The organism is Micromonospora sp. NPDC049044, assembly GCF_040649215.1.
Taxonomy (GTDB): Bacteria; Actinomycetota; Actinomycetes; order Mycobacteriales; family Micromonosporaceae; genus Micromonospora.
Genome location: NZ_JBEZFA010000030.1, coordinates 1 through 13934, shown reverse-complemented (window position 1 = coordinate 13934; position 13934 = coordinate 1). Strand labels below are relative to the sequence as shown.

Sequence of the window (13934 nt, the reverse complement as noted above, 5' to 3'; positions counted from 1 at the left end):
CTTACCGGCCACCGGCCGCCCAACGTCGGCGTGTCGCCTCGGCAGGGCGACCGGCCGCGCGTCCTCGGCCGGTCAGGTGACATCCCGACGCAGGGGCAGCAGCACGGCGATCACCGAGGCGGCCACCGCGTACGCGGTGAGCAGGAGAGCGCCGGCCACCGGTGGAAGCAGGTGGACCGCACCGCTGCCGAGTTCCGCGGAGATGGCATCGGCCACGTAGGTGAAATCGGTGAGCGCGGCGGTGGCTCCGCCGGGCAGGATCGGGTAGAGCGTGTTGACGCCCGGGATCATCATCAGCACCGGCTCCCCCACGTACAGATAGCCGATCACGACGCACAGCGCCGCGATCTGGTGGTGGATGAGGGCGCCCATCCCGGCCCCGAGGAGCAGGTAGACCACCATCGCGACGGCGATGCGGCCGAGCAGTGCCAGCACCGTGGTGGCGGGCAGACCGAGTGAGACGTCGCGGGCGGCGGCGACAGCGAACAACGCCACCGCGGCCGTGCCCGCGAGGACGAGCCCGTACGCGAGACCGACGACCGCGTAGGTGGCGAGTTTGGCGGTGAGCACCCGCCCACGGCGCGGAGCGAAGAGAAAGGTGACCGCGGCGGTGTGGTGTCGGTACTCGGAGGTGACAGCCAGGGCCCCGGCGGCGGCCGGCACGAACGCGGTGTAACCGAGAATGCCGAGGATCGCGCGGAGGCCGGCCTCGGTGTCCAGACCGGGCATCGGTGGGTCGAAGTTCTCCGGCCCCGCCAGCGCCATGGCCCCGAACATGCCCCCGCCCAGCACAGCGGCGGCGATCAGCAGGCCGCCCCACATCCGGGTGGCCAGCAGCCGGCGGAACTCCGCCCTGATCAGGTGGTTCATCAGGTGACCGCCTTGTCCGTGGTGAGGTGGAGGAAGAGTTCTTCGAGGCTGGTGGTCTCGACGACCAGCTCGTGCACCCGAAGGTGGTGGGCGACGGCGAGGTCGGCGACGCTCGGCGCGTCCAGCCCTCGTACCCGCAGCCGGTCGGGCCCGGCGGCTTCGACGTGCGGTGCCGTGCCGCCGCCGTTGACCGGGTCGGCCGTCAGAACGGCAGCGAGCGCGTCCGCGTCGGGTGAGGTGACCAGCACAGCTGGCGGGCCGGCGAGCCGGGAACAGGGTCCGGCGGCGACGAGTTCGCCACGCCGGATCACCACTACGTCATCCACGAGCTGCTGGATCTCGCCGAGCGCGTGGCTGGAGATCAGCACGGTGCGGCCCTCGTCGGCGAGCTGACGCAGAAAGCCGCGCAGCCACGACACGCCTTCCGGGTCCAGACCGTTGCCGGGCTCGTCCAGCAGCAGGACGCGGGGGTCGCCGAGCAACGCCGTGGCGAGGTTGAGCCGCTGCCGCATGCCAGTGGAGAATCCTCGGGTACGACGGTGTGCGGCCTCGGCGAGGCCGAGCAGGTCGAGCAGGGCGGTGACCCGGCTGTCCGGATGTCCGCCCATCGCTGCGTAGACGCGCAGGTGCTCACGGGCGGTGTGTCCAGGATGGAACGCGTTGGCGTCGAACACGGCCCCGACAGTGCGCGACGGCCGGGCAAGTCGGCCGTACGGCAGGCCGCCGATCGTGGCGGTGCCACTGGTCGGCGACACCAGCCCCGTCATCATGCGCATCGTGGTGGTCTTGCCGGAGCCGTTCGGGCCGAGGAATCCGGTGACCACGCCGGGTTGCACGACAAAGCTCAGATCATGCACGGCGGTGACGTCACCGTAGCGTTTCGTCAGGCACGACACCTCGATCGCGAGGTGGTCGCCGGTCACGCGCGGGCCGCCATGGCACGCGTGATCGTCTCCACGAGACCTGGCGCGGCCGGACCGGAGAGCACTACCTCGTCGAACTCACCGCCTGCCGCAGCCCGGTCCAGAACGAGGTGCAGCCCTGGTTCCGCCCGGCGGACTGCCACGAGCTGCCGAGGACCGCCGTACAGGCCCCACACTCCGATCTTGGCGAAGCCGGACACCACGTATCCCCGGCGGGCGCCACGGGCCAGACGGAGCGGGTTGTCCACCAGGGCGATCTGCCGCACCGCGGTGAGGGGCAGTGCGAACTGCTCCCGCCCGACCCAGACCCGCTCCCATCCGGTGAACCGAATGTCGATCACATCGTTGGTCACCATGACCGATGCCATCAGTCATCCCCTTTCGTCGTGTCGGAGTCGTCAGTCGGTGCCGGTGCGCGCCTGTCGGCCGTCGACGGATCGGTGGGCAGCAGGACTGTCGCCAACAGTCGCGGTGTCCGTCCACCGCCGGGCTGGTTGCCGAGCAGCGGGCCCACAAGTGCGTTGAAACCGGCGGCGAACTCGCCCAGTTCGGCGTCGGTCAGGTGCAGCACGAGTTGCTGATAGCCCACACCGTCGGCGGTGAAGTCGACCCGCTCCCGGGTGAGATAGCGGGAGAACTCCGACAGCAGACTCGACATGAACGCCGTGAAGTAACGCGCGTGGTCTTCCCGGGTGGCCGTGGCCAGGGCCGCCGGGTCGAGCGTCGCGCCGTGCGCGGGCAACGCGTACACCCGCTCGACGGCGCCGCGCACCCTGCGCTCATCGACCACCTCGACCAGCCCTGCCTTGACCAGGATCGCCAGGTGCCGGTACATCGTGGCCTGCGGGACATCGGGCAGCAGCTCGAGCAGCCCCTGTGTGGTCAGGCGCGTGCCCGCGACCGCACGCAGGATCCGGATCCGCACCGGATGCAGCGCCAGGTCCGCCCAGCGCTCTCTCGACATCTCCACGACCGAACGATATCACTCTCGATAATGAGAATGATAGCGCCGCCTGGGCGCTCGGCGCCTTCGACGGCGGCTAACGGGCGGTGAGACGGCGGCGGACCTTGTCCCGGATCGACTCCGGCAGGTCGGGTGCCTCCAGCAGGCGGGGCAGCAGCTCCGGTTCCAGGCTGGTGGCCCGGAACACCTCACCGATTGTCACCCCGTGCGCGGGCCGGTCCACCACCTCGACCGGGTCACCCGGGCCGACCTCCCCCTCGCGAAGCACCCGCAGGTAGGCCCCGGGTAACGCCCGGACGGTGAACCGCTTGATCAGATCCGGTACTCCCCAGAAGCCGGCGAAGGTGGTGCACGGCGTTCGCGGCTTGGTCACCTGAAGCACTGCCGACCCGACCTGCCACTGCTCACCGATCACCGCGCCGGTCAGGTCCACCGCGTAGGTGGTGAGGTTCTCGCCGAAGCCGCCGGGCCCGATGCCGCGCCCCAGCTCGGTAGACCACCAGGCGGCGTCCTCCTCCGCGTAGGCGTAGACCGCCTGGTCCTCGCCGCCGTGGTGGGCGCGCTCGCCGATGAAGTCGCCGACCACCCCGTCGACGCGGAACAGCACCGGCGCGTCCACCGGTCGCTTGTCGATGCCGCTGCGCCCGCTCGCGTCGCCGGCCCACTCCGCCTCGGTCACGATGCCGAGGTTCACCGCTGCCACCCTGCCCGTCATGACGGACAGCCTAGGTGAATTCGCGGCTCCGGCTTGACCTTGACGCTGCGTCAACCCTCCATGCTGGCGGCCATGAACATCCCGCCAACCGATCAGGTCCAGCAGGCCGTGATACACGTGCAGGGGCTGGAGAAATCGTTCAAGCAACTGAAGGTGCTGCGCGGTATGGACATCGACGTGGCGCGCGGCACCGTCTTCGCCCTGCTCGGCTCCAACGGAGCCGGCAAGACCACTGTGGTGAAGATCCTGGCCACGCTGCTCAAGGCCGACGCGGGAACCGCCCGGGTCAACGGCTTCGACGTCGCGGCACAGGCCGCCGAGGTGCGCGAGTCGATCAGTCTCACCGGGCAGTTCGCGGCGGTCGACGAGATCCTCAGCGGACGGGAGAACCTCGTCCTGGTCGCCCGGCTCAGGCACCTCAAGGACCCGGGCGCCATCGCGGACGCCCTGCTGAAGCGCTTCTCGCTGACCGAAGCGGGCACCCGGAGGGTGGCGACGTACTCCGGCGGCATGCGCCGCCGGCTGGACATCGCGATGAGCCTCATCGGCAACCCGCCGGTGATCTTCCTTGACGAGCCGACGACCGGGCTGGACCCGGAGGCACGCATCGAGGTGTGGCATGCCGTCAAGGAACTGGTCAAGGGGGGTACGACCGTTCTGCTCACCACTCAGTACCTCGACGAGGCGGAGCACCTGGCCGACCGGATCGCGATCCTGCACGAGGGCCGGATCATCGTGAACGGCACCCTCGACGAGCTCAAGCAGCTCCTCCCACCCGCGAAGATCGAGTACGTCGAGAAGCAGCCGAGCCTGGAGGACGTCTTCCTGACCCTCGTCGGCTCCCGAACCAACAAGGAAGAACGATGAACAGGCATTTCGTCGGCGACACCGCTGTTCTCCTGGGACGCTCGCTGCGCCACATCGCCCGCAGCCCGGACACCATCATCACCACCGCGATCATGCCGATCGCCTTCATGCTGCTGTTCGTGTACGTCTTCGGCGGCGCGATCGAGACCGGGACCGACTCGTACGTGAAGTACCTGCTGCCCGGCATCCTGATCATCACGATCGCCTCGGGAATCTCCTACACCGCCTTCCGCCTCTTCCTGGACACGAAGGGCGGCATCTTCGAACGGTTCCAGTCCATGCCGATCGCCCGCTCATCCGTGCTGTGGGCGCACGTCCTGACCTCGCTGGTCGCCAACCTGATCTCGATCGTCGTCGTCGTCGGCGTCGCCCTGATCATGGGCTTCCGGACGGGCGCGGGCGTGTCGCAGTGGCTCGCGGTCGCCGGCATCCTGGTCCTGTTCACCCTGGCCCTGACCTGGATCGCCGTGATCCCCGGTCTCACCGCGAAGACCCTGGACGGCGCGAGCGCCTTCTCCTATCCGCTCATCTTCCTGCCGTTCGTCAGCTCCGCATTCGTGCCCACCGAGTCGATGCCCGGCCCGGTGCGTGCCTTCGCCGAGCACCAGCCGGTGACCTCCATCGTCAACGCGATCCGGGACCTGTTCAGCCAACAGCCGGTCGGTACGGACATCTGGATCGCCCTCGCCTGGTGCGTCGGCATCCTCGTCGTCGCCTACCTGTTCGCCAACGTCACCTACCGTCGCAAGATCTCCTGAACCGGTGACGGCCAGGGCTGAACCAACTGCGGGCAGGATCAGAGCATGCTGACGATCGGCCAACTCGCGGCGTACGCCGGCGTCACGGTGCGGGCGGTGCGGCACTATCACCAGATCGGCCTGCTGCCGGAGCCGGAGCGGGACGCTTCCGGCTACCGGCGGTACGGCGCGACCGCGGTCGTGTCCCTCATCAAGATCCGCACCCTCGCCGACGCCGGTGTGCCGCTGTCGCAGATCAGTCGGATGCTCGAAGCCGACGCGCCAGCCTTTGCCGACGCCATCCGGACCATCGACAACCAGCTGCGCGACGAGATCGAACGGCTCCAGACCAGCCGCCGACACATCGCGCAGCTCGCCGCCGGGGACGCCCTGGCGCTCCCACCGGAGGTCACCGCCTATCTCGACCGGCTCCGGGCCATTGGGGCGTCCCAGCGGATGGTGGAGGCCGAACGCGACGGGTGGATCCTGGTCGCGGCGCGCTGGCCCGACCGCATCGTCGAGTGGATGCCCGGCAAGATCGCCCACCTCGACGATCCGCAGGTCGTCCGGCTCTACCGGGTGCTCTCGGAGATCTTCGACGGCGACGAGGCCGACGACCCGCGCCTGGCCGAGGCCGCCGACATCATGGCCTGCTTGGCAGAGCAGGCGTACGCCGCCGGCGAGGTCCTGCACGCCGAGGTGGTCGACGACGATCTCCCGCACGACCTGATCGACGCGCTGGCCGTCGAGTCCGACCCGCGGGTGCGGCGGCTGCGGGAGCTGATGCGCGAGCGCGGCTGGTCCGGTTGGAACCGGATGGAGCGGCTGGCGGAGCCGCCCTCCGCCTGACCGTCGGGCGTCGGTCCGGCCCGTCAGCCCTTGACGGCGCCGGCCACCAGGCCGGAGACCATCCGTCGCTGCACCAGCAGGAAGAAGATGATGACCGGCAGGGTGAACAGGGTGGACGCGGCCATCACCGGCCCCCAGTTGGTGTCGTCGCGGCCGAAGAAGAACGTCATCGCCACCGGCAGGGTGTAGCTGCCCTGGTCGTTGATGAACGTCAACGCGAAGATCAGCTCGTTCCACGCGGTGATGAAGGAGAAGATGCTTGTGGCAACCAGGCCGGGCGCGACAAGCGGAAACAGGACGCGGCGGAAGATCTGGGCCCGACTGGCGCCGTCGATCGCCGCCGCCTCCTCCAACTCCTTGGGCACCGCGGCGACGAAACCGCGCAGCATCCAGACCGCGAACGGCAGCGAGAAGCCGAGGTACGTCAGGATCAGGCTGGGCAGGGTGTTGTAGAGCCCCAGCCGCTGGATCATCAGGAAGAGCGGGATGACCAACGCCTCCAGCGGGATCATCTGCACCACCAGCAGCATGATCAGGAAGCTGGTCCGCAGCCGGAAGCGGAACCGCGCCACAGCTGTCGCGGCCAGCAACGCGACAAGGCCGCTGAGCACCACTGTGGAGACCGCGACAAGCGCGCTGTTGAGGAAGAAGTCGAAGAAAGTCACACCGGGGATCAGGTTGCCGGTCAGGATCTCCCGGTAGTGCGCAAGCGTCGGGTGGGTCGGCACCGGCTGCGGGGTGGCCGAGAAGATCTCGTTGCTCGGCTTCAGCGAGGTCGAGATCATCCAGTAGACCGGGAACGCCGCGAAGAGCGCGACAAGCAGCCCGGCGGCGTTGAGGGCTACCTTCTTCACGACTCGTCCTCCTGCCTGAGCACCATCCGTACGTAGAAGCCGGTCACCACGAGCAGGATCAGCGTGAGGATCACCGCGATGGCCGCACCGAGTCCGTACTTCGGCGGCGGGGAGAAGGCCTCGGCGTACGAGTAGATGGCGAGCATGAACGTCGGTCGGTCCTGGGTGCCGCCGGCCAGGACGAACTGCTGGGTGAACACCTTGAAGTCCCAGATGGTGGAGAGCACGATCAGGATCCCGAAGACCGGGCGCAGCAACGGGAAGGTGATCTTCCAGAAGACCCGCCAAGGGCTGGCACCGTCCACCCGGGCCGCCTCGTGCAGCTCGCTCGGCACGCTCTTGAGGCCGGCCAGCACGCTCACCGCGATGAACGGGAACGAGTGCCAGACCACCACCAGGGTGAGGATGGCGAAGAAGAGCAGTGGCGAGTTGAACCAGCCGTAGCCGGTCCAGTCGCTACGACCGAACAGGCTGTTGGAGAGCCCGTCGGGCAGCGCGTTGAACATCCACGTGACCAGGCCGCTCGTGTCGTCGAAGATCCATTTCCAGACGATGGTGCCGGTCAGCGCGGGCGTGGCCCAGGCGAGCATCACGCAACTGGCCACAAAGGTCGCCATCTTGCGGCCGAGCCGGTTGAGCAGCAGCCCGACGAGCGTGCCGAGCACCATCGTGAGTAGCACGTTGGCCGCGGCGAACAGCACCGTGTTGCGCAGCACGGTCAGGAAGAACGGGTCGGAGAGGATGTCGGCGTAGTTGCCCAGCCCCACCCACGGCCACTCCCGGTCGCCGCGCAACTGCCGGACGCTGTCGAGCCGGTAGAAGGACATCACCACCACCTGGCCGAGCGGCCAGAGCAGCAACACCCCGATGATCACCAGTGCGGGCAGGAGCAGCAGGTAGGGCAGGCGGTCCACCCGGCGACGCCGCCGCGCGGGGGTCTCCCGCGCGGCGGCCGTCTCCGGCACCTCGGTCAGCGTGGTCACTTGGCGTTGAGGATGCTTTCCATCTCACCGGCCGCATCGGCGGTAGCCTTCTCGACCGTCTTCTGACCCTTCATGACCGAGCTGTTCATCGCCTGGGTCACCGTCTTCGTCCGGCTGACCTCCACCCACTTCGGGGTGAGCGGCGTGAGCTTGGTGTTCTGCATGGTGGTGGCGAACGCCGCCATCACCTTGTCGTTGGCGTACGTGTCACCGGCCACCAGGTCCTGGTAGACCGGGAAGAAGCCGAGGCTGCTCGCGAAGCTCTGCGAGTTCTTCTTGTTCAGCAGCACTGTCAGGTAGTCCCAGGCCAGATCCTGGCGCTCACTGTCCTTCCAGATCGCCACGTCCGAGCCGCCGGCGAACCCGGGTGCGGCCTTGCCGTCCGGGCCGGGGATCGGGAACGTACCCCAGACCTTCTCGATCTCGGGGTTGTCCTTCTTGATGGCGGCCTGCTGCCAACTGCCGGCGAACGCCATCGCGGCCTTGCCGGTGGCGAACTGCGTGCGCGCGTCGATCTCGTTCCAGCCCGCCGCCGCCGGCGGGGCGACCTTGTGCACGGTCACCAGGTCGGTCCAGAACTTGACGGCCCGCTGCGCCTCCGGCGTGGTGTAGCCGGACTTCCAGGTGCCGCCCTGGTTGCTGGCGATCTCGCCGCCGGCACCCCAGAGGAAGGAGTAGAACGGCAGCTCGGAGTTGCCCGGCAGGGCGATGCCGTAGGTGCCCTTCTTCTTCGCCTGCACGGCCTTGGCCACGGTGACCAGGTCGTCCCAGGTCTTCGGCGGCTGCACACCGGCCTCGGCGAACCAGTCGGTGCGGTAGTAGATCGCACGCACACCCGCGTACCAGGGCACGCCGTACTGCTTGCCGTCGAGCTGCGCGTTGCGCACCAGGTCGGGCAGCAGGTCCTTGCCGTCGGCCCAGCCGCCCATCCGGGCACTGACGTCGGCGAGCGCCTCCTGCGCGGCCCACCCCTGGGTCTCGGTGTTGCCCAGCTCGGTGATGTCCGGTCCCTCACCGCCGGCGAGCGCGGCCTGGAACTTCTTGGGCGCCTCCAACCAGGGGATGTACTGCACGACCACATCGGTGTCGGGGTGCTTCTGGCGGAACTCGGTCTCGACGCCGTCGAGGAACTTGTTCTGCGCGTCGCCGCCCTCGCCCATCATCCAGACCGTGAGTTTGCTGTCGTCGCCCGCCTTGTCGTCGGAGCCTCCACAGCCGGTCAGCACCATCGCGGCCGAGGCCACCACGGCGGTGACCGGGGCCAGCCGCTTCCACCTGTTCACGCCACTTCTCCCCTCACGCCGCATGGAACTAACCTTCTCCGCCGCACCCTAGTACGAAGAATTCCTTTACGACAGTGGGCAGGATTGACCAAAGTCTGGCGACGGTATCGCAACGGCCCGACGAACGGCGCTCTGACCTCGGGGCGAAGTTGGGCAGATGGCACGAAAAAGCGCCCGGCTCTCGGCCGGGCGCTCCTTCGGTAGTGCTGTCCTACGGTGTTGCTGCCTCGCCAGGTGATGCCAGGTCGTTATCGGGTGAGGCTGCGGCGGCGACCCACCCCGGCCACAAGCGCGACCGCGATCGCGGCAACCACGACCTGGACCAGCAACTCGGCCCAGTCGATACCGCTCGTCTCGGTCGCGATGCCGATGGCCCGCGCCAGCACCGTGCCCAGCAGGGCCGCGCCGATACCGATCAGCAGGTGCAGCCAGATCGGCATGTTCTGCCGGCCCGGGACGACCAGGCGGCCGAGCGCGCCGACGATGAGACCAACAACGATCGCAGTGATGATGCCCCACACGGTGAGCTCCACGGCCACCCTCCTTCAAAATGTCTGACACACGCGATGTGTGCTTCCTGTCGTGACCGCTAAGTGCCCGCCCCACCGAAAATCCAAACCGACTTCAGCCACCAAACGATCACGTCTTGGCCGACAAGGGCAGGTTCCACCGGACGCCCTCGTACCCGAACCGCGGCAGGCCGCCCCGCCGCCGCCCGCCGGGCCGCCACGCCGCCGTCCCACCAGGCCGGCGGATCGCCACGCCGCCGCTGCGCTGCCAGACCGCCGCGCCCCGGGCCGCCCTTCCACCAGACCGCCGCCCCGCCACAGCGCCGCGCTGCCACGCCGTCGCGGCAACCGACCCAGCAGGTCAGCCCGCTTCCAGGGAAACGGAGTGGATCACAGCGGTCCGGGGCGCCGAAAACGCCAACCCGGGCGTCGGAACGCCTGGTCGGCGCGGTGAGGGCCGCCGCAGGTGCGAGAACGCCGATGGGCGCCTGGCCTGTCGGCCGGGCGCCCATCGACTGTGTAGCTGTGGTACGAGTTCTGCTGTTCGGTGTTACCGGGTCACTCGGCGGCGGCCACCCACGCCGGCCACCAGGGCGACCGCGATCGCAGCAACCACGACCTGGACCAGCAGCTCGCCCCAGTCGATACCGCTCGTCTCGGTCGCGATGCCGATGGCCCGCGCCAGCACCGTGCCCAGCAGGGCCGCGCCGATACCGATCAGCAGGTGCAGCCAGATCGGCATGTTCTGCCGGCCCGGGACGACCAGACGGCCGAGCGCGCCGACGATGAGACCAACAACGATCGCAGTGATGATGCCCCACACGGTGAACTCCACGGTCGCCCTCCTTCTAAAGAATGTCCGACACACGATGTGTGCTTCCTGTCGTGACCGCTAAGTGCCCGAGCGGCCGAAAGTCCAAACCGACTCACCGCCAACGGCACCGTCAGACGTCAATTTCCGACGGGTGCGTCGGTTGGCGCGCGGGCGCGTCCACACAGGTAGGAGCCCATCTCGTCGGGCCCGACCGCCCTCGCGGCGGCCCAGAAAATTTTTCCGTCACGCCTCGGTGACCCCGCCCCCGCTGGCCCCTACGACGGTCTGCCAGACCGCATGAACGGGGAAGGTCAGCACAGTCAGACCAGCGCAGGGCGGACCACGCAGACGCGAGCCACGGCAGGCGCGGACCACCGCAGACGCACGCCACGCGAACGCGAGCCAGGGCGGACACGCAAGATCCGCGCAACCTCGGGGGAAACTGCCGCCTCAACCTGACTCCAGGCGACACTTCCCCGAACCTGCGCGGATCTTGACCGCGGGGCCGGACGTCCGGGCTACTTCTTTCCGGCGGCCTTGCCGTCGCCGGAGTCGGAGGAGAGGGCGGCGATGAAGGCCTCCTGCGGGACCTCGACCCGGCCGACCATCTTCATCCGCTTCTTGCCTTCCTTCTGCTTCTCCAGCAGCTTGCGCTTGCGGCTGATGTCACCGCCGTAGCACTTGGCGAGCACGTCCTTGCGGATCGCCCGGATGGTCTCGCGGGCGATGACCCGGCTGCCGATGGCCGCCTGGATGGGCACCTCGAACTGCTGGCGGGGGATGAGGGTACGCAGCTTCGCGGCGATGGTGACGCCGTAGTTGTACGCCTTGTCCTTGTGCACGATGGCGCTGAACGCGTCCACCGGCTCGCCGTGCAGCAGGATGTCCACCTTCACCAGGTCGGACGCCTGCTCGCCGGAGGGCTCGTAGTCCAGCGAGGCGTAGCCCTTGGTGCGGCTCTTCAACTGGTCGAAGAAGTCGTAGATGATCTCCGCGAGGGGCAGCGTGTAGCGCAACTCCACCCGGTCGGCGGACAGGTAGTCCATGCCGAGCAGGGTGCCGCGTCGGCCCTGGCAGAGCTCCATCACGGCGCCCACGTAGTCGTTTGGCGTCAGCACCGTCGCCCGGACCACCGGCTCGTACACCTCGGCGATCTTGCCGGTGGGGTACTCGCTCGGGTTGGTGACAACGATCTCCGCGCCGTCGTCCGTGATCGCCCGGTAGACGACGTTCGGCGCGGTGGAGATCAGGTCGAGGTTGTACTCGCGCTCCAGCCGCTCCCGGATGATCTCCAGGTGGAGCAGGCCGAGGAAGCCGCAGCGGAAGCCGAACCCGAGCGCGCCGGACGTCTCCGGCTCGTAGTCCAGGGCGGCGTCGTTGAGCTTGAGCTTGTCCAGCGCCTCACGCAGGTTGGGGTAGTCGGACCCGTCGATCGGGTAGAGCCCGGAGTAGACCATCGGCTTCGGGTCCTTGTAGCCACCCAACGCCTCGCCCGCCGGCCGGCTGTTGATGGTGACCGTGTCACCGACCCGGGACTGCCGGACGTCCTTCACACCGGTGATCAGGTAGCCGACCTCGCCGACGCCGAGCGCCTCGGCCTTGACCATCTCGGGCGAGATGACGCCGATCTCCAGCAGCTCGTGCACGGCCCCGGTGGACATCATCTTGATCCGCTCGCGGGCGCTGATCCGGCCGTCGATGACCCGGACGTAGGTGACGACGCCGCGGTAGACGTCGTACACCGAGTCGAAGATCATCGCCCGGGCGGGCGCCTCGGCGTCGCCGACCGGCGGGATGAACTGCCTGACGATCTCGTCGAGCAGGTGCGGTACGCCCTCGCCGGTCTTGCCGGAGACCCGGATGCAGTCGGCGGGGTCGCCACCGATCAGGTGGGCCAGTTCCTCGGCGTACTTCTCCGGCTGCGCGGCCGGCAGGTCGATCTTGTTGAGCACCGGGATGATCCGCAGGTCGTTCTCGAGGGCCAGGTAGAGGTTGGCCAGGGTCTGCGCCTCGATGCCCTGCGCGGCGTCGACGAGCAGCACGGCGCCCTCGCAGGCGGCCAGCGACCGGGACACCTCGTAGGTGAAGTCGACGTGCCCCGGGGTGTCGATCATGTTGAGGACCGCGTGCTCGCCGGCCCGCTCACCCTCGCGGATGGTCCACGGCATGCGAACGGCCTGGCTCTTGATGGTGATGCCGCGCTCGCGCTCGATGTCCATCCGGTCCAGGTACTGGGCGCGCATCTGCCGGGGGTCGACCACACCGGTGAGCTGCAGCATCCGGTCGGCCAGGGTCGACTTCCCGTGGTCGATGTGGGCGATGATGCCGAAGTTCCGGATGCGACCGGGGTCGGTGGCACCAGGGGCGTTCGCGCCGGGATCGAGCTTCGGTGGCACAGCGGTCCGTTCTGGTCGGCTGACGTGAACAGGCCGGCGCGCCGCCGACCCCCTCTATGTTCCCACGCCGCCGGGGTACGCCCGCTGCGCGGGCGATGGATCGGCCCGAGGCCCCGTCATTCCATCGGCGGCTCGACGAACAGCGCGGCCAGCCGGGGCAGTCGTCGGCGGGCCTCCTCCTCGTCGTCGAAGTCCCAGAAGTCGTTGAGGTCCGGCGTCCGCACCGGGTCGCGGTCCGCCGGCAGTTCGCTGGCGGTGGCCTTCCGGTACGCGTCCCAGGGCACCGAGAGCATCTGCTCGGCGGAGAACTCCTCGCCGCTGAGCGAGGCCGCCCGCACCTGGGGCAACTCGGCAAGCGAGTCCGGTTCGGCGACCGCGCGGGCGAAGACCGCCCGCCCCTGGGTCATCAACCAGCCCCGGAAGTACTCGAAACCGTCGGCCGAGGCACCCCCGTTGATCAGGTACGCCGCACCCCACAGATCCGCCTTGTGCGAGGCGGCCAGCACCCGCGACTGGTGCCGCGCGTACCCGATGATGTCCTCCGGGTCGCGCTCGGCGAGCAGGGCGACGGCCCGCGCGGCGACCGGCCCGGGCTCTCCCCCGCCCCCGGCCCGCGCCTCGTCGATCAGCTGCCAGAAGTCCTCGGTCCTCATGGCTTGGCAGTCTGGCAGTGTCGCCGCGCGTCGCGCACGCACCCCGGGGCAGCATGGTGTGGTGTCCTCTCCCCCGTTGCCGCCGGTGCCGTACCACGCGAGTGCCCAGCGTCCGTCGTGGTCGGCGTTGCCGGCGGAGCTGCGGGCCGCTGTCGCCGACCGGCTCGGCGCGCCGGTGGTCACCGCCCGGGTCGCTGCGGCGGGCTTCACCCGCGGCTTCGCCGCCGTGCTCCAGACCGCCGCCGGTGGCCGGGCCTTCGTCAAGGCGGCACCCGCCGCCGAGCAACCGCACCTGGTCGACTGGTACGCCCGGGAAGCGGCGATCCTGGACCGGCTGCCGGTCGACCTTCCGGCGCCCCGCCCCCGGTGGACGCTGTCCGAGGCCGGCTGGTTCGTGCTCTGCACCGACGCCGTCGACGGGCACACCCCTCCACCCGCACTGTGGACTTCCACTGTCGCAGCATGCCCAAAGCTGGCCCGGATTTCGACTGTTGTCGGCGGGTCCGGGGCAAACAAC

The 13934-nt window shown here is 69.0% G+C and carries 15 protein-coding genes and 1 pseudogene; 4 read left to right on the top strand and 12 right to left on the bottom strand.

Annotated elements, in window-relative coordinates:
• Positions 1–72 precede the first annotated feature (72 nt).
• The 5 genes from AB0B85_RS23205 to AB0B85_RS23185 form a co-directional block, all read right to left on the bottom strand.
• On the bottom strand, positions 73–870 hold the full coding sequence (locus AB0B85_RS23205; protein ID WP_357410563.1) for an ABC transporter permease: 798 nt from the start codon (positions 868–870) through the stop codon (positions 73–75).
• Entirely contained in the window at positions 870–1793 is a 924-nt protein-coding gene (locus AB0B85_RS23200; protein ID WP_357410560.1) for an ATP-binding cassette domain-containing protein, read from the bottom strand. Before AB0B85_RS23200 ends, AB0B85_RS23205 begins: the two co-directional genes overlap by 1 nt.
• A complete protein-coding gene (locus tag AB0B85_RS23195) occupies positions 1790–2161 on the bottom strand; it encodes a hypothetical protein (RefSeq protein WP_357410558.1) in 372 nt (123 codons plus the stop codon). The genes AB0B85_RS23200 and AB0B85_RS23195 overlap by 4 nt, the downstream gene beginning before the upstream one ends.
• A complete protein-coding gene (locus AB0B85_RS23190; RefSeq protein WP_357410701.1) occupies positions 2161–2757 on the bottom strand; it encodes a helix-turn-helix domain-containing protein in 597 nt (198 codons plus the stop codon). The genes AB0B85_RS23195 and AB0B85_RS23190 overlap by 1 nt, the downstream gene beginning before the upstream one ends.
• Before the next feature lie 76 nt (positions 2758–2833).
• Entirely contained in the window at positions 2834–3472 is a 639-nt protein-coding gene (locus tag AB0B85_RS23185; protein ID WP_357410556.1) for an MOSC domain-containing protein, read from the bottom strand.
• A 72-nt stretch (positions 3473–3544) separates the two neighbouring features.
• Here AB0B85_RS23185 and AB0B85_RS23180 point away from each other — a divergent pair, with 72 nt between their 5' ends.
• The 3 genes from AB0B85_RS23180 to AB0B85_RS23170 are packed head-to-tail and all read left to right on the top strand — an operon-like array spanning position 3545 to position 5925.
• Entirely contained in the window at positions 3545–4339 is a 795-nt protein-coding gene (locus AB0B85_RS23180) for an ATP-binding cassette domain-containing protein (protein ID WP_357410554.1), read from the top strand.
• Positions 4336–5097 carry an ABC transporter permease gene (locus AB0B85_RS23175; protein WP_357410552.1) on the top strand — a complete coding sequence of 254 codons (762 nt, stop codon included), beginning with the start codon at positions 4336–4338 and terminating at the stop codon, positions 5095–5097. Before AB0B85_RS23180 ends, AB0B85_RS23175 begins: the two co-directional genes overlap by 4 nt.
• Before the next feature lie 45 nt (positions 5098–5142).
• Complete coding sequence (locus AB0B85_RS23170) at positions 5143–5925, top strand: MerR family transcriptional regulator (RefSeq protein ID WP_357410550.1); 783 nt, start codon at positions 5143–5145, stop codon at positions 5923–5925.
• A gap of 23 nt (positions 5926–5948) precedes the next feature.
• Here the strand turns inward: AB0B85_RS23170 and AB0B85_RS23165 are convergent, their stop codons facing one another.
• The 7 genes from AB0B85_RS23165 to AB0B85_RS23135 form a co-directional block, all read right to left on the bottom strand.
• The gene (locus tag AB0B85_RS23165; RefSeq protein ID WP_357410548.1) at positions 5949–6779 is read right to left on the bottom strand and encodes a carbohydrate ABC transporter permease; all 831 of its coding nucleotides are present in this window, start codon (positions 6777–6779) and stop codon (positions 5949–5951) included.
• Positions 6776–7762: a sugar ABC transporter permease gene (locus AB0B85_RS23160; protein ID WP_357410546.1), complete on the bottom strand. Its 987-nt coding sequence runs from the start codon at positions 7760–7762 to the stop codon at positions 6776–6778. The genes AB0B85_RS23165 and AB0B85_RS23160 overlap by 4 nt, the downstream gene beginning before the upstream one ends.
• Positions 7759–9045, bottom strand: coding sequence for a sugar ABC transporter substrate-binding protein (locus tag AB0B85_RS23155; protein WP_357410544.1), 1287 nt, complete (start codon positions 9043–9045; stop codon positions 7759–7761). Before AB0B85_RS23155 ends, AB0B85_RS23160 begins: the two co-directional genes overlap by 4 nt.
• A 248-nt stretch (positions 9046–9293) precedes the next feature.
• Positions 9294–9578, bottom strand: coding sequence for a GlsB/YeaQ/YmgE family stress response membrane protein (locus tag AB0B85_RS23150; protein WP_357410542.1), 285 nt, complete (start codon positions 9576–9578; stop codon positions 9294–9296).
• A 526-nt stretch (positions 9579–10104) separates the two neighbouring features.
• A complete protein-coding gene (locus AB0B85_RS23145) occupies positions 10105–10389 on the bottom strand; it encodes a GlsB/YeaQ/YmgE family stress response membrane protein (RefSeq protein ID WP_357410540.1) in 285 nt (94 codons plus the stop codon).
• Positions 10390–10886: 497 nt separating this feature from the next.
• A complete protein-coding gene (gene lepA, locus AB0B85_RS23140) occupies positions 10887–12764 on the bottom strand; it encodes a translation elongation factor 4 (RefSeq protein WP_357410538.1) in 1878 nt (625 codons plus the stop codon).
• Positions 12765–12880: 116 nt separating this feature from the next.
• A complete protein-coding gene (locus AB0B85_RS23135) occupies positions 12881–13417 on the bottom strand; it encodes a DUF4240 domain-containing protein (protein WP_357410536.1) in 537 nt (178 codons plus the stop codon).
• A gap of 61 nt (positions 13418–13478) precedes the next feature.
• Between AB0B85_RS23135 and AB0B85_RS23130 the strand changes: the two are divergent.
• Positions 13479–13934 (top strand): annotated as a pseudogene (locus tag AB0B85_RS23130) (aminoglycoside phosphotransferase family protein); the annotation flags it as partial.

Excerpts from the sequence above, each read along its gene's own strand:
- AB0B85_RS23170 (WP_357410550.1), top strand. The coding sequence starts at position 5,143 with ATGCTGACGATCGGCCAACTCGCGGCGTACGCCGGCGTCACGGTGCGG.
- AB0B85_RS23205 (WP_357410563.1), bottom strand. The coding sequence starts at position 870 with ATGAACCACCTGATCAGGGCGGAGTTCCGCCGGCTGCTGGCCACCCGG.
- AB0B85_RS23175 (WP_357410552.1), top strand. The coding sequence starts at position 4,336 with ATGAACAGGCATTTCGTCGGCGACACCGCTGTTCTCCTGGGACGCTCG.
- AB0B85_RS23135 (WP_357410536.1), bottom strand. The coding sequence starts at position 13,417 with ATGAGGACCGAGGACTTCTGGCAGCTGATCGACGAGGCGCGGGCCGGG.
- AB0B85_RS23190 (WP_357410701.1), bottom strand. The coding sequence starts at position 2,757 with ATGTCGAGAGAGCGCTGGGCGGACCTGGCGCTGCATCCGGTGCGGATC.
- AB0B85_RS23185 (WP_357410556.1), bottom strand. The coding sequence starts at position 3,472 with ATGACGGGCAGGGTGGCAGCGGTGAACCTCGGCATCGTGACCGAGGCG.
- AB0B85_RS23195 (WP_357410558.1), bottom strand. The coding sequence starts at position 2,161 with ATGGCATCGGTCATGGTGACCAACGATGTGATCGACATTCGGTTCACC.
- AB0B85_RS23180 (WP_357410554.1), top strand. The coding sequence starts at position 3,545 with ATGAACATCCCGCCAACCGATCAGGTCCAGCAGGCCGTGATACACGTG.